This is a genomic window from Enterobacter sp. Cy-643, from assembly GCF_011752815.1.
GTDB lineage: Bacteria > Pseudomonadota > Gammaproteobacteria > Enterobacterales > Enterobacteriaceae > Cedecea.
The window spans coordinates 111,283-128,570 of sequence record NZ_VWWV01000001.1 but is presented as its reverse complement, the minus strand read 5'-3'; the positions used below and the strand labels follow the sequence as shown (position 1 = coordinate 128,570).

Sequence of the window (17,288 nt, the reverse complement as noted above, 5' to 3'; positions counted from 1 at the left end):
ATGCCGATATCAAACCATGCTCCACGGCCGCAGGAGTTCGCTGCGGTCGACCTCGGCTCTAACAGCTTCCACATGGTCATTGCCCGTGTGGTAGATGGCGCCATGCAAATCATTGGCCGCCTGAAGCAGCGCGTGCACCTCGCGGACGGCCTCGGGCCAGATAACAAATTAAGCGAGGAGGCCATGGAGCGTGGGCTCTCCTGCCTGGCGCTGTTTGCCGAACGCCTGCAGGGATTTGCAGCAGACAACGTGTGCATTGTGGGCACCCACTCGCTTCGCGAGGCCACCAATGCCGCTGAGTTTCTGAAACGTGCGGAGAAAGTGATCCCCTACCCGATCGAAATCATTCCCGGGAACGAAGAGGCCCGCCTGATTTTTATGGGCGTGGAACACACTCAGCCGGAGAAAGGCCGCAAGCTGGTGATCGATATCGGCGGGGGCTCCACCGAGCTGGTGATCGGCGAGGATTTTGAGCCAATGCTGGTGGAGAGTCGCCGTATGGGCTGCGTCAGCTTTGCGCAAAACTTCTTCCCCGGCGGCGTCATCAGCCCGGAAAGCTTCAAGCGCGCCCGCATGGCGGCCATCCAAAAACTGGAAACCCTGGCCTGGCAATATCGCCTGCAGGGCTGGAAAGTCGCACTGGGCGCTTCTGGCTCCATCAAAGCGGCGCATGAAGTGTTGATTGAAATGGGCGAAAAAGACGGGATGATCACCCCGGAGCGCCTTGAAATGCTGCAGCAGGAAGTACTGAAGTTTAAAACCTTCGACGCCCTGAGCCTGCCGGGCCTGTCCGAAGAGCGTAAAGCGGTATTCGTGCCCGGGCTGGCGATTCTTTGCGGCGTGTTTGATGCACTCGCCATCCGCGAGTTACGCCTTTCAGACGGCGCACTACGCGAAGGCGTGCTGTACGAAATGGAAGGCCGCTTCCGCCATCAGGATATTCGTATTCGCACCGCGCAAAGCCTGGCGGAGCAGTATCACATCGACAGCGATCAGGCCCGTCGGGTGCTGGAAACCGTTGAACTGCTTTACCAGCAGTGGGAAAAACAGAACCACAAGCTGGCTAACCCGCAAATGGCCGCACTGCTGAAATGGGCCGCGATGCTGCACGAAGTCGGACTGAGCATCAACCACAGCGGGATGCATCGCCACTCGGCCTATATTCTGCAAAACAGCAACCTGCCCGGCTTCAACCAGGAACAACAGATGCTGATGGCTTCCCTGGTGCGCTACCACCGCAAGGCCATCAAGCTGGACGATCTGCCGCGCTTCACGCTGTTTAAAAAGAAACAATTTCTGCCGCTGATTCAGCTGATTCGTCTGGCCACGCTGCTGAACAACCAGCGTCAGGCGACAACCACGCCGCCGACGCTGGTGCTGGAAACCGATGATAACCACTGGACGCTGCGCTTCCCGCATGACTGGTTCACCCAGAACACGCTGGTGCAGCTGGATTTGGAGCGTGAACAGCAGTATTGGGAAAGCATGACCGGGTGGAAGCTGACCATCGAGGAAGAGGCCGAAGCGGCCCTCTCCGCCTGATTTACTCCGTCAGCCCCTTTGCATCTCCCTGTGCAGAGGGGCTTTGTTCTTCAGCAAGGCTCTCCAGCGGTTCAGGGCGACCAATCAAATATCCCTGAACATAATCCATGCCCATCGCCCGCACTGCATCTTTTAGCGCCTGCGTTTCCACATATTCCGCCACAACCTGCATCTTCTTCATTCTTGCCAGCTGGCATATCGAGCTCACAACCTGATAATCCAGGCTGCTGGTTAAAATATTGCGGATAAAACTGCCGTCAATTTTAAGGATGTCGGCGCTCAACTCTTTGAGGCGCGCATAGCTGGCATAGCCGGTGCCAAAGTCGTCGATTGCTACCCGGCACCCCATGCGCTGCAGCATCTTCAGCGTCAAATTAGCCTGTTCAAGGTTGGTTAAAGAGTGGCTTTCTGTCACTTCAAAAACCAGCTGCCACGGCTCAATACGGTACTTCGTCAGCAAATGCTGAACATCACCCGGAAGCTGGGCCTGACACACCGAAGCGGGCGTCAGGTTAATGGCGAGCCTGCAGCCCGGCAAACTGTCGCGGTGCTTATCCATAAACTGCAGGGCGGCATTCAGCACCCAGCGGTCAATGCGGGATGAAAGCCCAAACTCATGGGCGACGGGCAAAAAGAGATCCGGTGACAGCAGTTCGCCTTTATCGCCACGCATCCGCAGCAGCACCTCGTAGTAGGCGTCACCCCGTAACCCTTCGATACGCTGCGCCATCAGTACAAACAGATCCTGATCGAGCGCGTGCTGCAGGCGATTCATCATTTCAACTTTACGTTTAACCGCATTCTGAATGTGATTGGAGCCTTTTTGCTGCAGGCTTTCGGGCCGCTGCGTGGAGAGCGATACCCCGGCCATGGTGCTTAACTCGCCGAGCAATAAGTAGAGATGGGACACCGGGTGGCGCACAAAGCAATAGCTGATGCCGATTTGCGGCTGCAGCGGCATCCCGTCCCACATAAAGCGGAACCGTCGGGCATGGGCGTACAGAGACTCAATTTTAGCCTGATGAGATTCATAATTGAGGCGCAGGGCGAGATCGTGCCCTGAAAGGTTGTACACCCTCTCGCCGGGCGACAGCTGGCCGCGCAAATATTCCGCCAGCTGCTGCTTGTATTGAATGCGCAGCAAAACGCCGTAGTTTCGCCCCAACAGCTCCAGCTCGGGAATCGACAAAAATCCCAGCGCGGACCAGGGCGTATTCCCCAGGTCACGAGATAACGCGCGTAGATTTGGCATCTGCATCATCGGATCGATAAACGCCACGCGGCGCGCTTTATAGTGCAAGAAGCGCTGTCGGGTGGTCACCGCCGCCATTAAATAGATGGTGATGGAGAACACCGCATAGCAGGACGACGCAATGGCCAAATGCAGCTGAAAGCCCATATCCGGCGGCAGGTAATTATGGAACCCGCCGCAGAGGATAATCAGTACCACGGTCCAGGCGTTGGTAATAAACAGGAAGCCGAAACGCATCGCCCCCCACAGCATAACGGGCAGGATAAGCGTCAGCGTGTAATCAGTATTAAAAATGGTTTTGCTTTGGCTAATCGGGTACAGCAGCAGCCAAATAAGCAGGCCAACGAGCGCTGCCCAGAGCAACATTTCACTTCGCGTCACGCCCTTCTGCCGCTGCCCGCGCATACGGGACCAGAAGCTTTTGATAAAGCGCGGGTGCTCTATCATGCGCAAAATAAAATAGAAGAACGGCAGCCCGGTTAATCCCCCCACCAGCACGGCCTGAAAATTAATTAATGTCCTGGCGCTCCACGGCGTAGCGGACAGAATAGAAAAGCTGCGATCGTACCAGCCTAAAAATAACGCCATCTCGTAGAACATCAGAAATAGCGCGGCGTTAACCAGCACCAGCCAAAACATACGTTGAGCGGTAAGCTGAATCAGGCCGAAGGTCACCGCGCTGCGTCGCGACACAAAATAGCGGTAGCAGCCCGAACTGACCGTAATCGGCACGATAAAGTGCAGGACGGCCAGCAACGAAATCCACACGCCCTCTGAGGGCAGATAGCGAATCAGCAAAGCCAGAATGATGCCCGGAATAGCCGCGCGTCCGAACAGTACGATGCATGCGGTTAGCAGCGGGAGCGACATGTACAGCAGGAAAACTCGCCCGCCATCCAATACGGTTTGCGCGTTAAACGTTGCCACCAGCGGCAGCAGCAGGCTGGGGAGAATTAGGGGCAGTGCCCACCATTTACTTTTTGATTTTTTATACCAACTAGCCGATTGCATACATCTTCGCCAAAATCCCTGTTCCTCTTCGGGTATCTCCCGGATATCCTTTCCGGTTAGTTACGGCCCATCTTCCGTCACTACGGGGGGCAAATTTTAGTTCGCTAACATTAAGAATAATTGATGCACATCAGTATCAGTTCAATGAATCACCGCTGAGGTAAAATTCAGACTGAATATGATTCATATTCGTTCACAACAAATTCACCCCATGAATAAAATGCCCATGACTCATTCATTCAGGTCGTTTTTACATGATGAATAATTGACCTGAGTGGCTCAGTGTGACTAAATAGCCCCGTCGCCCGCAATGCCGGGCCAATCTCAAGGACCCCTGCGTGACACAGGTTACGACTATGCAAAGACGAAACCGTTTTAATAATCGCATGACCCGCATTATTCTGCTCATCAGTTTTCTGTTCTTTTTTGGTCGCTTTATTTATTCCTCTATCGGGGCCTGGTATCACCATCAGGATAAAAAAGCAGAGGCCCAACAAAGCAGCCAGCAGGTGGATAGCGCTAACCGCTAGTCCGTCGGTTCCCGCCCGCACTCTCTTTCAGTTCCTTACCACTTGTTCAAAAATGCTCAAGTGCCGCGTTGCCATGTCTTCATACCTTGACCCAAAGTTAACTTGAGGTTGTAAAGTCACGCCATCAAAAACAGCTGAATAGGCACAGTATGGAACAGATTGATGTCGGCTTTACCCACGTCGCATTTATGGTGAAGGATCTGGATAAAAGCGTCGATTTCTACCTCCGCTATACCGCGATGAAGGTGATACACCAGCGCGAACCCAACCTGCCGGACGCACGCAAGGTGGCCTGGCTGAGCGATCGTACCCGGCCTTTTGCACTGGTTCTGGTGCAGGCAGACAACAACACCGACACGCCGCTGGGAAATTTTGGTCACCTGGGCGTGGCCTGCGCAACCAAAGAAGAAATTGATCGCAAGACGGAAATGGCGAGAGCCGAAGGCGTGCTGCGCAGAGAACCAGAACAGCTCGGCGATCCGGTGGGTTACTTCGTGTTCTTTGCCGACCCGGACGGCAATACGCTTGAACTTTCCTATGGTCAGCGGGTTGGCATTGAATCAATGTAACGCCCGAAGGGCGGCAAAAAACCGCCCTTTTCCCCCTTTCTGACGCTTCGCACTTCTGCCCGGTATTCCCTCTTTCTGTTTAAGCATTTTATGTTCTAAGCATAGCTATTTATATTCCTATGGGCTTTAGCGGCGACGATTTACTCTCTGCTCAATTCAACGGTTAATTGCGGGCAGCGATAAGTTAAATGAGTGGCAGAGCGTCGGTCTATTTACATGAAGAACAGCGGGAATTTGTCAAAAAACTGCGGCGTTCGTGGCTGTGGCGCACGGAGCTGCCGACCTGGCTGCTGATTATCACGATTTATGGCGGATGGTTTGCCACCGTGGCGTGGTGGAAAACGATTGGCCTCTTCCCGGCAACGCTGCTGCTCATTTGGTTAGCCACCTGGTATATGTCGCTGCAGCATGAACTTCTGCACGGCCACCCGACGCGCTTTCCACGTCTGAACCAGCTGTTCGGGCTGATGCCTTTTTCTATCTGGTACCCGTACGGCACTTATCGCGACCTGCATCTGAAACATCACCAGGATGAAGATCTGACCGTGCCGGAAACTGACCCCGAAAGTTACTACTTCACCCGCCGACGCTGGCAGCATTTTAGCGGCGTTCAGCGCCTGCTGGTGCGCCTGCGAAATACCTTCCCCGGCAGGCTGATGCTGACGCCGGCGCTGACCATGCGCTGGACGGTGGTCAATATCTGGGAAACTTTCCGCAGCGGCAATCGCCCGGCGATGGTGATGTGGACGGTACATCTTCTGCTGCTTGTCCCGGTGCTCGGCTGGCTGGTAAAGCATGATTTCTCGGTGGTTTACTACCTGTTAGTCGTCACCTGGCCGATGCTGGCGATGACCAAAGTACGCTCTTTCTTCGAACATCGCGCGGCGGAAGATCCTGAAGCGAGAACCGTCATTAACGAAGCGGGCATGTTCTGGCGCCTGCTGTTCTTAAACCTGAACTATCACTCCGTGCACCACGACCTCCCTGGGATTCCGTGGTACGGCTTGCCGACCGTTTATCGTGCCTATAAAGAGGAATACCTGAAGCGGAATCAGGGCTTCTTTGTGAACGGCTACGGCGAGCTAATGCGTGAGCATCTGATTAAACCTATTCAGGTGGAAATCAACCCGTTCTTCCCGGACGGGCGACTGGCGCAGGACGCAGTGCCGCAGGAGAAAGCCCATGAGTAAGCTTATCTCTCTGCCAATGTACGACGTACATCACCCGGATACCGAAGCGCTGTTAGCCGCTTTGCGACATCTGCTGAGCGAAGAAGGGCTGGACGGCGACAGTTTGCTTTATAGCGAACCTGAAGATCGTCTGAGCCACTGGCAAGACTCGCGGCTGCTGCTCAGCCAGACCTGCGGCTATCCGCTGCGCGCCCTGCTGCCGAATGTGCAGGTCGTCGGTACGTTTCATTATCAGGCCGCTGGCTGCGAAGGATTTCACTACAGCAGCCAGCTGATGGTTCGTGAAGCCGACGCGGGAAAATCACTGGTAGATTTCCGGGGCAAACGCGTCGTCTGCAACAGCGACGACTCCCAGTCCGGCTATCACGGCCTGCGCAGCCTGGTCGCCCCTCACCAAAAAGACGGAAAGTTCTTCTCTGACATCGCCTTTAGCGGCAGCCACCGCCAGTCGCTGGCGGAGGTGCAGGCCGGCACGAGCGATATTGCCGCCATTGATGCAGTCACTCTCGCGCTGGTTGCTCGTCACGAGCCGGCACGCGTATCAGGCCTGGTTTCTATCGGCACAACCGCTCTGGCGCCGGGTTTACCGATGATTACCTCAGCGCAAACTTCAGCCGTGGAGCTGGCGCAGCTGCGCCGCGCGTTGAAACGGCTGGTGAGCGAAGCTGAGTGGCGAGACGTCAGGGAAGCGTTGCTGATACAAGATTTTAGCGCGACCGATCGGGATGATTATCAGCTTATTAGCGATGCGGCGAAGATAGCTGCGGCTAGTGGTTTGATGACGCTTTAGGTTACTGCCTTTTACCCTCACCCCGGCCCTCTCCCTGAGGGAGAGGGAGTATTCGTTATTCCCTGCATTTCTGGTCCCCTCTCCCAAAAGGAGAAGGTGTATTCGTTATTCCCTGCATTTCTAGTCCCCTCTCCCCAGTGGGGAGAGGGTTAGGGTGAGGGGCGAACCTGTCACTCACGCGTAAACTGATTCCTCACCGGCGGTAACCCCAGCTTCTCCCGCAGCGTACCAGGCCGGTAAGCCTGCTGCATCACCCCGCTCTGTTTCAAAATCGGCGCCACCCGATCGACAAAATTATCGAAATCCACCGGCAGGAACGGGAACATCAGGTTATAGCCGTCCACGGCCCCGGCATGAAACGCCTCGCTCAGCGTGTCGGCAACCTCCTGCGCGGTGCCAATCACCAGCCAGCTGTCGGAACTTTGAAGCAATAATCTGCCCAGCTGTAGCACCGTCAGGGCGGGATCGTAACCCTTGATGATCTGCAGCGCGGTTCTCAACCCGTCAAAACCCTGCTCCTCCGGCAAAGGCGGCAGCGGCGCGTTGGCATCATATTCCCCCATATCCATTCGCAGATAGGTACTGAGAAGATCCAGCGCCATCTGGTCGTTCATCAGCGTCTGGATCAGCGCCCGGCGCTGCTCCTTTTCCTCCGGCGTGTTCACCACCACCGGCAGCACGCCGCCGAGGATTTTAAAGTGTTCCGGCTCGCGCCCATTTTCACGCAGGCGTTTATTCATATCCTCGCGATAGGCCAGCCCTTTCTCGATGTTGCTCATAAACACAAAGTGAATATCGGCCTGTGCCGCCGCCAGCGCTTTGCCAGACTCTGAGGAACCAGCCTGCACCACAATCGGGTGTCCCTGCGGCGGGCGCGGCACGTTCAGCGGGCCGCGCACCTTAAAGAATTCGCCTGCGTGGTTGAGCGGGTGTACACGCTCCGGATCGGCAAAATAGCCGCTTTGCTTATCGATCAGCACGGCTTCATCTTCCCAGGAATCCCACAGTTTTCTGACCACTGCGATAAACTCGGCGGCGCGCTCGTAGCGCCTGCCGTGCTCCGGCAGAGTATCCAGCCCGTAGTTGGCCGCTTCTTCCGGCAGCCAGGATGTGACGACGTTCCAGCTCGCTCGTCCCCCGCTCAAATGGTCAAGTGAGGCAAAGTAGCGCGCCAGGTTGTAAGGCTCGGTGTAGGACGTTGACGCCGTCGCCATCAGGCCGATGTTTTCGGTCACTGCCGACAGCGCAGCCAACAGGGTGACAGGCTCGAGCCGAGGGTTAGCATAATGCGGCACGCCGCTCGGCACCGTGTCCCAAATAGCGACATGGTCGGCGATAAAAATGTTATCCAGCGCGGCGGCTTCGGCCCTGCGCGCCAGGTCCGCGTAATACTTCAGGGTAAAAATCTCTTTGCCCGGCGCGTCCGGGTGGCGCCAGGAAAAGCGATAGTCACCCTGCGGGTTGAAGAAGAACAGGTTAAAAATGGCGGTAGCTTGCGGCATGGCGGAATACTCGTTGTGAAATGGCCCTCCCTGGCCGGGGACTCGTTATTTAGCAGCCAGTTTTTCTTTTACCCACTGGGCAGCAACTTTAGCCGGATCTTTATGATCGACGTCCACCAACTTGTTCAACTGGATCAAATCTTTGGTGGTCAATTTGGCGGAGATGTCGTTGAGTACTTCCTCCACTTTCGGCGAAACAGCGCCTTTGTGCACCAGCGGGACCAGGTTCTGAGCCGGCTGCTCGTGTTTGTCATCCTCCAGCACCACCCACTTCTCTTTCAGCAGATCGCCCTGGGTCGAGACCAGCGTCGCTACGTCGATTTTGCCGGAGTTCAGCGCCAGACGGCTCAGCGGGCCACCAATATCCAGCGACTTAAAGGATTTGAATTTGATGCCGTACACGCGTTCCAGCCCCGGCAGACCAAGGGCACGGGTTGCCACTTCCGGCGGGCCACCAACCACCAGCTCAGGGGCAACTTTCGCCAGGTCTGACAGCGTTTTCAGATTATATTTTTTGGCCGTCTCTTCCCGCACGCCCCATGCGGTAATGGAGGCCGCCGAGGAGGGTTTTAGCAGCGCCAGATCCGCCGGTAGCGCCTGCTGCAGTTCGGCAGAGACTTCCTGTTCGGTCGTCGCTTTACTGCCGCCGTGGTAATAGTTCAGCAGCGCGCCGAGATACTCCGGCACCACGTCCAGCTCCCCAGATTTCAGCGCCGGAATGATAATTTCACGGTTGCCGAGGTTGAGGCGAGTTTTCACCTCAATGCCCTGCTGCTTTAATGCGCTGGCGTAGATATTGGCCAGGATCGTTTGTTCCGAATAGTTTGCGCCGCCAATCGTGACGGTTTCCGCGTGCGCCGCAAACCCCACGCTTGCCAGTCCTGCAGCCAGGAAAGTTAGTTGGAATCTTTTGCCCGCCGAAGTCAGCCAGTTTTTCATCGTCATCACCCTTATCTCTTTTATGTTGTGTTGTGCGCGGGCGTTAACCCGCGGTTGGTATTGCAAAATTGAGCCAGCGCTTAGCCACCTGCGACATCAGCAGCTCGCAGCCAACCGCCAGCAGAGAAATCACCACCGAGCCGGCGATCACCTGCGGATAATCGCGCTGCCCCAGGCCGTCGATCAGGAAGCGTCCGAGGCCATCCAGCCCGGCGTAGGCCGCTACCACCGCCGTCGCGATAAGCTGCAGCAGCGAGGTACGGATCCCGGCAAAAATCAGCGGCATTGCCAGCGGAATACGAACGTTGATCAGGCTTTGTAGCGGCGTCATGCCCATTGCTTTGGCCGCGTCGCACAGCGTTTGATCGGCGTGGCTGATGCCGACGTAGGTGTTGGTCAGCATCGGCGGAATAGCCAGCGCGACGAGGGCGATAAACACCGGCACATCGTTAAAACCCAGCAGCATGATGCACAGCAGGATTATCCCCAGCGAAGGAAACGCCTGGCCGATGTTGAACAGGTTAATGGCGAAAAACGCCCCACGCCGCCAGTAGCCAAGCAAAATGCCGAGCGGCTGGGCGATGAGTGCCCCTAGCAGCAGGCTTATCAGCACGTAATACAGATGTTCGCCAAAGCGGTGCCAGATACCGAGATCGCCGCCCCAGTGGTCGGCCTGCAAAAACCAAAGCCAGGTTTGATGTACGATATCCATCAGCGCGTCCACCTCATCAGGCTGTAGCCGAGACGCGCGATCAGCAGGTCAAGCCCCAGCGACAGCACCAGGCTCAGCGCCAGGCTGACCAGAATCGGCGTTAAAAAGTTTTGGTTGAAGCCGAGGATCATGAGCTGCCCCAGCCCGCCCTGGCCTATCAGCGCGGTGACGATCGCTAAGCCCACCAGCGTCACGGAAGCGATGCGCAGCCCGGCAAACAGCGCGGGCAGAATCAGAAACAGCTCCACGTCAATAAAGCGGCCAAAGCGCGTGTAGCCCAACGCCCGGCCAGACTCCAGCACGTCGGCCGGCAGTTTTTGCATGCCCGCCAGTACGTTACGCAGCAGGATCAGCAGCGAATAAAGCGTCAGGCCAATCACCGCCGTGGTGACAGACAGCCCGGTCCACGGCAGCAGCAGAATAAACAGCGCCAGCGACGGAATGGTAAACAGCACCCCGCTCAGGGAAATCAGCGGGCCGGACAGCGCGGGCCAGACGATGGACAGTAAAAGCATTCCAGCGGTCAGCAACGTGCCCATCGCCAGCGACAGCAGCACCATCTGCAAATGCTGCAGCATCAGCTCGCCTATCAGGTCGAGATTGTCGGCCACCCATTGCCAGTCAATCATTGCGGTGCAGCTCCAGATGCCGGTTAAGTGCATCGCTCAGCATGCCGCTGTCCACGACTCCGGCGTAGTGCCCTTCGGCAGTGACGCGCACCAGCACGCCCTGCGGGACGTCCAGCAGGGCGCTGTAAACGTGGCGCAACGACTCACTTTCTTTGGCAATACGCACCGGCAGCTGTTGACCGTTTTCACGCCAGTGCCGGGGCCGCCCTTCGGCATCCAGCACCAGCGCCTGCGGGCTGACACCGGAAAGCGGTGGCTCACCATGCGTCACAACCGGCACATCCCGACGCGGCAGATCGCCCACGCGCATCATGCCCAGCCGCTTGAGGTTGGGTTCGGGGCCAATAAAGTCACGCACAAATTCGCTGACGGGCCAGGAGAGAATGTTGTCCGGGGTATCAAACTGCTCGAGGTGCCCGCCTTCGCGAAAAATGGCCATGCGGTCGCCGAGGCGAATCGCCTCGTTGATGTCGTGGGTCACCAGAATAATGGTTTTATGCAGCCGGGCCTGCAGCGCCAGAAGTTCACCCTGCAGCCTGTCTCGCACGACGGGATCGATAGCAGCAAAGGGTTCGTCCATCAGCAAAATCGGCGGATCGGCCGCAAGAGCACGGGCGATAGAAACCCGGCTTTGCTGCCCGCCGGAAAGCTGGTGGGGATAGCGCTTCAGCACCAGCGGATTAAGGGACATCAGCGCCACCAGCTCGTCAATGCGGCGGGAAATGGCTCGCTTATCCCAGCCTAAAAGACGCGGCACGGTGGCGATGTTTTCCGCGACGGTGCGATGCGGAAACAGCGCGGGGCTTTGCATCACAAAGCCAATCTTGCGGCGAACCTGAATGATGTCGGCACCGGAGAGCGGCTGCCCCTGAATATAAACCTCACCGCTGTCCGGAATATCCAGGCGGTTGATCATTCGCAGCGTAGTGGTTTTCCCGCAGCCGCTGGGGCCAACAAAAGTGCAGAACTCCCCTTCGTGGATGGTCATATTCAGCGAGTTGATCGCGTGCTGTACATTGCCCGGATAGATCTTATTGATGTTTTCGAGTTGAATCATGATGCTTCAGCACTTCCTCATTACCGCGCAATCTTGCCCTTCGGACTTATACGTTTCAGCACACGCCAGGGCAGTATTGCAGAGGAAAAAGGGTTCACAAATTCAACATGATGCTAAGCGTTACCGGAAAATAACTATCAGCAATCATCGGGTTATTTCTTATAAAAACAACAAATAAGGTAGCTATTTAAAAGCCATTTCTCGCGCTACTATCGTTAAGTACGCGCCAAAACGCGCCTGATAATTCCTCCTACAGAAAGCTTATCCGATGAACCAAATACACTTTATTGAAGGCCCGGTTGGTGCGGGTAAATCGACCTACGCTAAAGCGCTGGCTAAAAGCGACGGCTTTACCCATATCGCGCTGGACGAGTGGTTCGTGCGGCTCTACAGCCCCGACCGCCCGGCCGGGAATTTTGTGCCCTGGTACGTGGAGCGTAAAGACCGGCTGATCGAGCTTATTCTGAGCTATGCCCGCACCGTGCTTGCCACCAACAGCATTGCGCTTGAGCTGGGGTTGATTCAGCAGGGGCCAAGGTTAGCTCTGCTTCGCCAGCTGCAGGAAGAAGGTATTCCATTTTGCGTGCATGTCCTTGATGCGCCTAAAAGCGTTCGCCGCGAGCGCGTGCAGCGCCGCAATACCGAGCAAGGCGAAACGTTCTCGATGGTGGTGCCGGACGAGATCTTTGAAATCGCCAGCCGCCTCTGGGAAGCGCCCGATGAGTTTGAACAGGAAGCGTTTGAGTTTGTTTTCCCGGCGACCAACAGCCGCTAACTGACCCACAGGGAGAATGCCGCTATGCCGCAGATTTATGCCCGCCCATTAACCGTGGGAGACACGATCGCCGTGTTTTCTCCCTCATCGGCGGCCACCGCCTTTGCGCCAAAGCGCTACCAAAGGGCAAAAGCGTTTATTGAATCGCAGGGGTTCTATCTGCAGGCAGGCAGCCTGACGGGCAAAAAGGATTTCTGGCGTTCAGGCTCCATTCGCGAGCGGGCGGATGAGTTTAATGCCCTTTTACACGACCCGAACGTGCGCTGCATTATCTCGGCCATCGGCGGCCTAAACAGCAACTCTCTGCTGCCTTACATCGACTACGCGCAGCTGATGAAAGACCCCAAAATCATCATCGGCTATTCGGACGTGACGGCGCTGCTGGTGGGGATCTATCAACGGATTGGGCTGATTACCTTTTATGGCCCGGCGGTGGTGGCGTCTTTGGGTGAATTCCCTCCGCTGGTCGACCGCACGTTTGGCCATTTCCTCAAGATACTCAGCAGGCAGCAGGCGCTGCCTTACACGCTGAGCCAGCCCGCAGAATGGACCGAGGAGATGCTCGACTGGGAAACGCAGTCCAGGGCCAAAAATCTGACGGCAGGTAGCTGGCATTTCGAGGGAGCGGGCAACGTGGAAGGCCGGGTCATTGGCGGCAACCTGAATACGCTTTACGGCATCTGGGGCAGCGAATACATGCCTGACATCAACCGCGGCGATATTCTGTTTATCGAGGATAGCCTGCTCAATGCGGCGGAGCTGGAGCGAGAGTTTTCCCATCTTTTGCTGTGCGGCGTGTTCGACCGCATCGCCGCCATTGTGCTCGGCAGACACGAGCTGTTTGACGCCCTGGGCAGCGGAAAAACGCCGCTGCACATCCTGAGGGAAGTGCTGAACGGCCGCGAGATCCCCATCGTCTCTGATTTTGACTGCTGCCACACGCACCCGATGCTGACGCTCCCGCTCGGCGTACGGATGCGCATCGACTTTGACACTCAGACCATGTCACTGACCAGCCAGTGGCTGGAAGCCGATCAGTAATCGAAAGCCAGCATGCCCGAGCGCCAGACGCTGGTTGTGCGGATCAGCGCCTTATCGCGCAGGAAGTTAATCAGCGTGGCGATCACTTTGTCATGGCGCAGCTCGGGACGGGTGACGATGAACAAATGGCGGCGCAGCGGCTGGGGCAAATCCAGAATACGCATATTCTCCGGCACCGGCAGCACCGACAGCCACGGCATAATGGAAAACCCCAGGCCCTGATTAACCAGCCCGACAATCCCGCTGTCGCTGGCCAGCTTATGCACCACCTCGTTACGCAGGCCCATTTCGCGACAGCGCTCGACGGCGGGACTTAGCGTGTTGGCGTTCGGCTGAATAAACGGCAGGTTTTCCAGCTGCTGCCAGTTAAAAGGCTGCTGTAACCGGAAGCTGCGCGGCAGCATCAGCACGTAAGGGTCGCTGATGTAAGGCACGCCGTGGAGTGAGTCCGGATAGCCCTGAATCGTAATGCCGATGTCCGCCCGCCCGGATATGACCGCATCGTTGAGATGGTGGTATTCGGTCGCGCTGTCGTCAATGTCCAGATGGATATCGGGCAGAATGTTGGCCAGTGCTTCAAAGTAAGGCGGCAGCAGGTTCGCGGTCGCGCTGCGGAAGCAGGCCACCCGCACGCGCCCGGCGAGCTGCGGTGCTTCCGCCGCCGTCTGCTCAATGCCGTCCAGCAGCTGCATGATTTTTTTCGCATCTTTAAGAATCTGCGTGCAGGCGGCAGTGGGAGTGCAGCCGCTGCGGGACCGGTGCAGCAGGCGAACATTCAGGTGTAGTTCCAGCTCGGCAATAGCATGGCTAATGCGCGACTGCGTACAGCCCAATGCTGCGGCAGCGGCGCTGAAACCATTGCTTTCCACTACAGCAATTAGCATTTCCAGCTGATTAAGCTTAATTCCGGCCATTTTTTCAGTCAGTTGTAGGATTAATCACGCTTCGACGAATCGAATTTCTTCATAGATCGGGAAAACATATCACGCTTTTCGGTTGCCGCCTACCGGCCTTCCTTCCCATCATAAAGCCAGCCAGTACGGCGTATAAAAGCCAAAGCACAAGACCTGAAACCTGCACTTTTAAGGAAAACCTGAGCATGCCCGGCATCATCCATTACGGAACTTTCGTTCTCTCTTTCATCCTGCTGTTAATTATTCCCGGCCCCGGGAACCTGATCCTGATCACCAGCGCCAGTAAAGGTGGCGCGCGCAGCGGCTATCTCTGCCTGATGGGGATTTTGCTGGGCGACCAGGTGCTGCTGTGGCTTGCGATTGCGGGCGTGGCGGCGCTGCTCGAATCCTCGCCTCACGTTTTCATGGTCATTAAATGGTTGGGTGCAGCCTACCTATTGTGGATGGGCGCCCAGCTGTTGATGAAGAACCGAACCGGTGCCCCACCGCCGCCGACAGCCCATAAAAGAACGCCTTTTCTGCAGGGCATGTTCATCACCCTGATGAACCCCAAACCCATTCTATTTTACGTGATGTTTCTGCCGCTGTTTATCGACCCGGCCCGCAGCCTGGGCATCCCAACGTTCGCTATCCTCGCGGGCACCGCCGCCGCGCTGACCTTTATCTACTGCACAATCATGATTTTCCTGACCACCTCCCTTGCAGAGAAGGTCCGCACCCGTCCCGGCATGGTATTCCTGCTGGAGAAAATCGTTGGGCTATGCCTGGCCGCGTTTGCCATTAAGCTGGCGTTTTTTAGCTGAGATTTATGGTTAAGCAAAAATAGCGGGGCGGCTTAACGCCCCGCATGGCGGTTATTCAAAACGCCGTAATTCTCGAGGTAAGTGGCTAAAGAGCTCATAGCCGTCGTCGGTGATCAGCAACATATCTTCCAGCATGATCGCCCCAACGCCGATGCCGTAGTAAGGCGTTTCCACGCTAAAAACCATGCCCGGTTCAAAGGTTTCGGTTGCCGCTGCGCTAATGAAAGGTGCCTCTTCCAGGCCTAAGAACAGCCCATCGCCATGCCCCAAATGGCCGCGGTTATAATGCGGCAAGCCGCTGGTTTTAATTTTGCTCATCGTGTCGTTAAACACGTGGCTGAGCTTCACACCCGGGCCAATCAGGCTGAGCATGTGCTCGTGGCCCTGCAGGATGGTTTGGTAGATCCGCTCCGCCATTTCCGTTGGCTGGCCGAACACTACCGTACGCGCCAAATCCGCGCCGTAGCCAGCGACATCCACGCCGCAGTCAAATTTGATTAAATCCCCGGATTTAACCGGTTCGCGGCTCGGGATGAGTTTGGGGGCAAAATCATCCCCTACTGAGATCAAATGGAAGCGTGAAAGGTTGGTCTCCGGGTGCTGCATCACGGCCGCTTTATAGGCGGCGGTGAGATCCCACGCCGAACAGCCCGCGCCAATCGCCTTAAAGGCTTCGCTGATGCCGTACTCGGTTACCTGCGCACTTTTACGCAGAAACGCTATCTCCCACGGGCTTTTGACCATTCGTAGCTCATTGAAGATTGCCGTGGAGTCCACCAGGCGTAGGTTCGGGATCACCTTATCCAGCGTCTGTTTGCCGCCGTTGCTCATCGCATTCAGCTCAATAGCGATGTTTTTATCCAGCACGCCCGCGTCCGCCAGGGTGGACTTGAGCAGCGTGAAAACGGACTCAACCGGCGGGCCAATCGGCCGCTCTTTCACTACCCGCTGCGGGTTGAAAGGCTCATCGACGTCCACCCAAACCGGGAAGGTCTTCAGCTCATAGTTTGCCAGCTCAAACTGCAGGCCAGCCGCCTCAAACTCGTTCATCACGACCAAAGATGGCAGCTTTTCATCCCGGAAAATGACCGCCAGCGCCGCGCCGGTATGGCGGAAGGTGTACATAAAGAAACTGGCAAACCCGGTGACATGGCAAAAGTTGTCCGGGGTTGTCACCACCAAAGCCTCAATATTGTTCCGGGCCATGATCGCCCTGGCTTTGGCCGTGACCGCCTGGAGATGATCTGCTTTATTCATGGTGCTCGTTACCTCAGTCTTGTTTAACTTTTGCCGTAGCGGGATCGCCAGATGTTTTAACAGATCAATCGGGATTTATATAGCGGGCTTGAAACCCGGACATGAAGTCGATTTTTAACCAAAGACATTTGGTGATATTTTAGCCATACAGTATATGTGCTACTGTATGCGTTATTAACACATACAAAAACACAGTTCTTGAGGGGGAGCCATGCCTGCATCAGCAAGTATACGAGTGAAAAAAACCGTCACCGTCACACTAGAGCCAGATCTGATTCAGGAAGCAAAAGCGGCAGGAATCAACTTGTCACAAACGTTACGTAAAGCGCTAAAAGCCGAAATCAAGGAGATTGAAGCCGCTCGCTGGAAGAAAGAAAACGAAGCCGCAATCGACTATCTGAACCAGCTCACGGAAGAAAACGGGCTTTTATCCGACACCTACAGGACGTTCTAATCATGCAATTCACCGTCTACAAAAACACGGGAAAGCCCACGGCTTATCCGTATTTATTGAATGTTCAGAGCAACATTATCGGGCGCAGAAATACCCGAGTCGTCATTCCTCTCTTTCCGGCTGAAAACTATAAAGGGCCACGCACGGACAAACTCACCCCATCCATTCATCTGGCCGGTGAAGATTTTATTGTGATGACTCATGAACTCGCGAGCATCCCTGAACGGATCCTGGGCGCAGAACACTGCAGCGCGGCTGAACATGAAAATACAATAAAAGCGGCGCTTAACTTCCTTTTCTATGGCATCGAATAGCTAGTTC

General features: G+C 56.0%; 18 protein-coding genes. 10 read left to right on the top strand and 8 right to left on the bottom strand.

The features are described from left to right. Positions 1–1,542, top strand: coding sequence for an exopolyphosphatase (gene ppx, locus F3J29_RS00625; protein WP_166862207.1), 1,542 nt, complete (start codon positions 1–3; stop codon positions 1,540–1,542). 1 nt (position 1,543) lies between these two features. Here the strand turns inward: ppx and F3J29_RS00620 are convergent, their stop codons facing one another. Further along, positions 1,544–3,805, bottom strand: a complete 2,262-nt coding sequence (locus F3J29_RS00620) for a sensor domain-containing phosphodiesterase (protein ID WP_166862205.1) — start codon at positions 3,803–3,805, stop codon at positions 1,544–1,546. A gap of 356 nt (positions 3,806–4,161) precedes the next feature. On the opposite strand from F3J29_RS00620, the gene F3J29_RS00615 reads away from it, so the two are divergent. The 4 genes from F3J29_RS00615 to F3J29_RS00600 all read left to right on the top strand — a co-directional run bounded on the left by F3J29_RS00615 (position 4,162) and on the right by F3J29_RS00600 (position 6,884). Further along, positions 4,162–4,335, top strand: a complete 174-nt coding sequence (locus F3J29_RS00615; protein ID WP_205246619.1) for a YfgG family protein — start codon at positions 4,162–4,164, stop codon at positions 4,333–4,335. A gap of 149 nt (positions 4,336–4,484) precedes the next feature. After that, positions 4,485–4,904: a VOC family protein gene (locus F3J29_RS00610; protein ID WP_008459377.1), complete on the top strand. Its 420-nt coding sequence runs from the start codon at positions 4,485–4,487 to the stop codon at positions 4,902–4,904. A 188-nt stretch (positions 4,905–5,092) separates the two neighbouring features. Continuing rightward, positions 5,093–6,094 (top strand): fatty acid desaturase, encoded by a 1,002-nt coding sequence (locus F3J29_RS00605; protein WP_166862201.1) that lies wholly within the window; start codon positions 5,093–5,095, stop codon positions 6,092–6,094. Further along, positions 6,087–6,884 (top strand): phosphate/phosphite/phosphonate ABC transporter substrate-binding protein, encoded by a 798-nt coding sequence (locus tag F3J29_RS00600; RefSeq protein WP_166862199.1) that lies wholly within the window; start codon positions 6,087–6,089, stop codon positions 6,882–6,884. The genes F3J29_RS00605 and F3J29_RS00600 overlap by 8 nt, the downstream gene beginning before the upstream one ends. 170 nt (positions 6,885–7,054) lie before the next feature. Here F3J29_RS00600 and F3J29_RS00595 read toward each other — a convergent pair whose 3' ends face one another. The 5 genes from F3J29_RS00595 to F3J29_RS00575 are packed head-to-tail and all read right to left on the bottom strand — an operon-like array spanning position 7,055 to position 11,723. Continuing rightward, positions 7,055–8,386, bottom strand: a complete 1,332-nt coding sequence (locus tag F3J29_RS00595; protein WP_166862197.1) for an NtaA/DmoA family FMN-dependent monooxygenase — start codon at positions 8,384–8,386, stop codon at positions 7,055–7,057. Between the two features lie 45 nt (positions 8,387–8,431). Then, positions 8,432–9,331 carry an ABC transporter substrate-binding protein gene (locus F3J29_RS00590; RefSeq protein WP_166862194.1) on the bottom strand — a complete coding sequence of 300 codons (900 nt, stop codon included), beginning with the start codon at positions 9,329–9,331 and terminating at the stop codon, positions 8,432–8,434. Between the two features lie 37 nt (positions 9,332–9,368). Then, positions 9,369–10,037, bottom strand: a complete 669-nt coding sequence (locus F3J29_RS00585; RefSeq protein ID WP_166862192.1) for an ABC transporter permease — start codon at positions 10,035–10,037, stop codon at positions 9,369–9,371. Further along, positions 10,037–10,666, bottom strand: a complete 630-nt coding sequence (locus tag F3J29_RS00580) for an ABC transporter permease (protein ID WP_166862191.1) — start codon at positions 10,664–10,666, stop codon at positions 10,037–10,039. The genes F3J29_RS00585 and F3J29_RS00580 overlap by 1 nt, the downstream gene beginning before the upstream one ends. Continuing rightward, positions 10,659–11,723, bottom strand: coding sequence for an ABC transporter ATP-binding protein (locus F3J29_RS00575; protein WP_166862189.1), 1,065 nt, complete (start codon positions 11,721–11,723; stop codon positions 10,659–10,661). The genes F3J29_RS00580 and F3J29_RS00575 overlap by 8 nt, the downstream gene beginning before the upstream one ends. Positions 11,724–11,991: 268 nt before the next feature. Here F3J29_RS00575 and F3J29_RS00570 point away from each other — a divergent pair, with 268 nt between their 5' ends. Continuing rightward, a complete protein-coding gene (locus F3J29_RS00570) occupies positions 11,992–12,498 on the top strand; it encodes a P-loop nucleotide/nucleoside kinase family protein (RefSeq protein ID WP_166862187.1) in 507 nt (168 codons plus the stop codon). 24 nt (positions 12,499–12,522) lie between these two features. After that, entirely contained in the window at positions 12,523–13,539 is a 1,017-nt protein-coding gene (locus F3J29_RS00565; RefSeq protein WP_166862185.1) for a S66 family peptidase, read from the top strand. Here the strand turns inward: F3J29_RS00565 and F3J29_RS00560 are convergent. Then, positions 13,533–14,453, bottom strand: coding sequence for a LysR family transcriptional regulator (locus F3J29_RS00560; protein ID WP_166862183.1), 921 nt, complete (start codon positions 14,451–14,453; stop codon positions 13,533–13,535). The genes F3J29_RS00565 and F3J29_RS00560 overlap by 7 nt on opposite strands. 185 nt (positions 14,454–14,638) lie before the next feature. Here F3J29_RS00560 and F3J29_RS00555 point away from each other — a divergent pair, with 185 nt between their 5' ends. Beyond that, positions 14,639–15,256 (top strand): LysE family transporter, encoded by a 618-nt coding sequence (locus F3J29_RS00555; protein WP_166862181.1) that lies wholly within the window; start codon positions 14,639–14,641, stop codon positions 15,254–15,256. A 51-nt stretch (positions 15,257–15,307) separates the two neighbouring features. Here F3J29_RS00555 and F3J29_RS00550 read toward each other — a convergent pair whose 3' ends face one another. Continuing rightward, entirely contained in the window at positions 15,308–16,513 is a 1,206-nt protein-coding gene (locus F3J29_RS00550) for a M24 family metallopeptidase (RefSeq protein WP_166862179.1), read from the bottom strand. Between the two features lie 211 nt (positions 16,514–16,724). On the opposite strand from F3J29_RS00550, the gene F3J29_RS00545 reads away from it, so the two are divergent. Together F3J29_RS00545 and F3J29_RS00540 are read left to right on the top strand one after the other, a co-directional pair. Continuing rightward, on the top strand, positions 16,725–16,967 hold the full coding sequence (locus F3J29_RS00545; protein ID WP_034809527.1) for a type II toxin-antitoxin system CcdA family antitoxin: 243 nt from the start codon (positions 16,725–16,727) through the stop codon (positions 16,965–16,967). 2 nt (positions 16,968–16,969) lie between these two features. Further along, positions 16,970–17,281, top strand: a complete 312-nt coding sequence (locus tag F3J29_RS00540) for a CcdB family protein (RefSeq protein ID WP_166862177.1) — start codon at positions 16,970–16,972, stop codon at positions 17,279–17,281. Positions 17,282–17,288 lie beyond the last annotated feature (7 nt).

Coding starts and splice junctions, on each gene's coding strand:
- F3J29_RS00615 (WP_205246619.1), top strand. CDS start 4,162: ATGCAAAGACGAAACCGTTTTAATAATCGCATGACCCGCATTATTCTG.
- F3J29_RS00595 (WP_166862197.1), bottom strand. CDS start 8,386: ATGCCGCAAGCTACCGCCATTTTTAACCTGTTCTTCTTCAACCCGCAG.
- F3J29_RS00550 (WP_166862179.1), bottom strand. CDS start 16,513: ATGAATAAAGCAGATCATCTCCAGGCGGTCACGGCCAAAGCCAGGGCG.
- F3J29_RS00620 (WP_166862205.1), bottom strand. CDS start 3,805: ATGCAATCGGCTAGTTGGTATAAAAAATCAAAAAGTAAATGGTGGGCA.
- F3J29_RS00610 (WP_008459377.1), top strand. CDS start 4,485: ATGGAACAGATTGATGTCGGCTTTACCCACGTCGCATTTATGGTGAAG.
- F3J29_RS00575 (WP_166862189.1), bottom strand. CDS start 11,723: ATGATTCAACTCGAAAACATCAATAAGATCTATCCGGGCAATGTACAG.
- F3J29_RS00555 (WP_166862181.1), top strand. CDS start 14,639: ATGCCCGGCATCATCCATTACGGAACTTTCGTTCTCTCTTTCATCCTG.
- ppx (WP_166862207.1), top strand. CDS start 1: ATGCCGATATCAAACCATGCTCCACGGCCGCAGGAGTTCGCTGCGGTC.
- F3J29_RS00600 (WP_166862199.1), top strand. CDS start 6,087: ATGAGTAAGCTTATCTCTCTGCCAATGTACGACGTACATCACCCGGAT.
- F3J29_RS00590 (WP_166862194.1), bottom strand. CDS start 9,331: ATGACGATGAAAAACTGGCTGACTTCGGCGGGCAAAAGATTCCAACTA.
- F3J29_RS00580 (WP_166862191.1), bottom strand. CDS start 10,666: ATGATTGACTGGCAATGGGTGGCCGACAATCTCGACCTGATAGGCGAG.
- F3J29_RS00585 (WP_166862192.1), bottom strand. CDS start 10,037: ATGGATATCGTACATCAAACCTGGCTTTGGTTTTTGCAGGCCGACCAC.
- F3J29_RS00570 (WP_166862187.1), top strand. CDS start 11,992: ATGAACCAAATACACTTTATTGAAGGCCCGGTTGGTGCGGGTAAATCG.
- F3J29_RS00565 (WP_166862185.1), top strand. CDS start 12,523: ATGCCGCAGATTTATGCCCGCCCATTAACCGTGGGAGACACGATCGCC.
- F3J29_RS00545 (WP_034809527.1), top strand. CDS start 16,725: ATGCCTGCATCAGCAAGTATACGAGTGAAAAAAACCGTCACCGTCACA.
- F3J29_RS00560 (WP_166862183.1), bottom strand. CDS start 14,453: ATGGCCGGAATTAAGCTTAATCAGCTGGAAATGCTAATTGCTGTAGTG.
- F3J29_RS00540 (WP_166862177.1), top strand. CDS start 16,970: ATGCAATTCACCGTCTACAAAAACACGGGAAAGCCCACGGCTTATCCG.
- F3J29_RS00605 (WP_166862201.1), top strand. CDS start 5,093: ATGAGTGGCAGAGCGTCGGTCTATTTACATGAAGAACAGCGGGAATTT.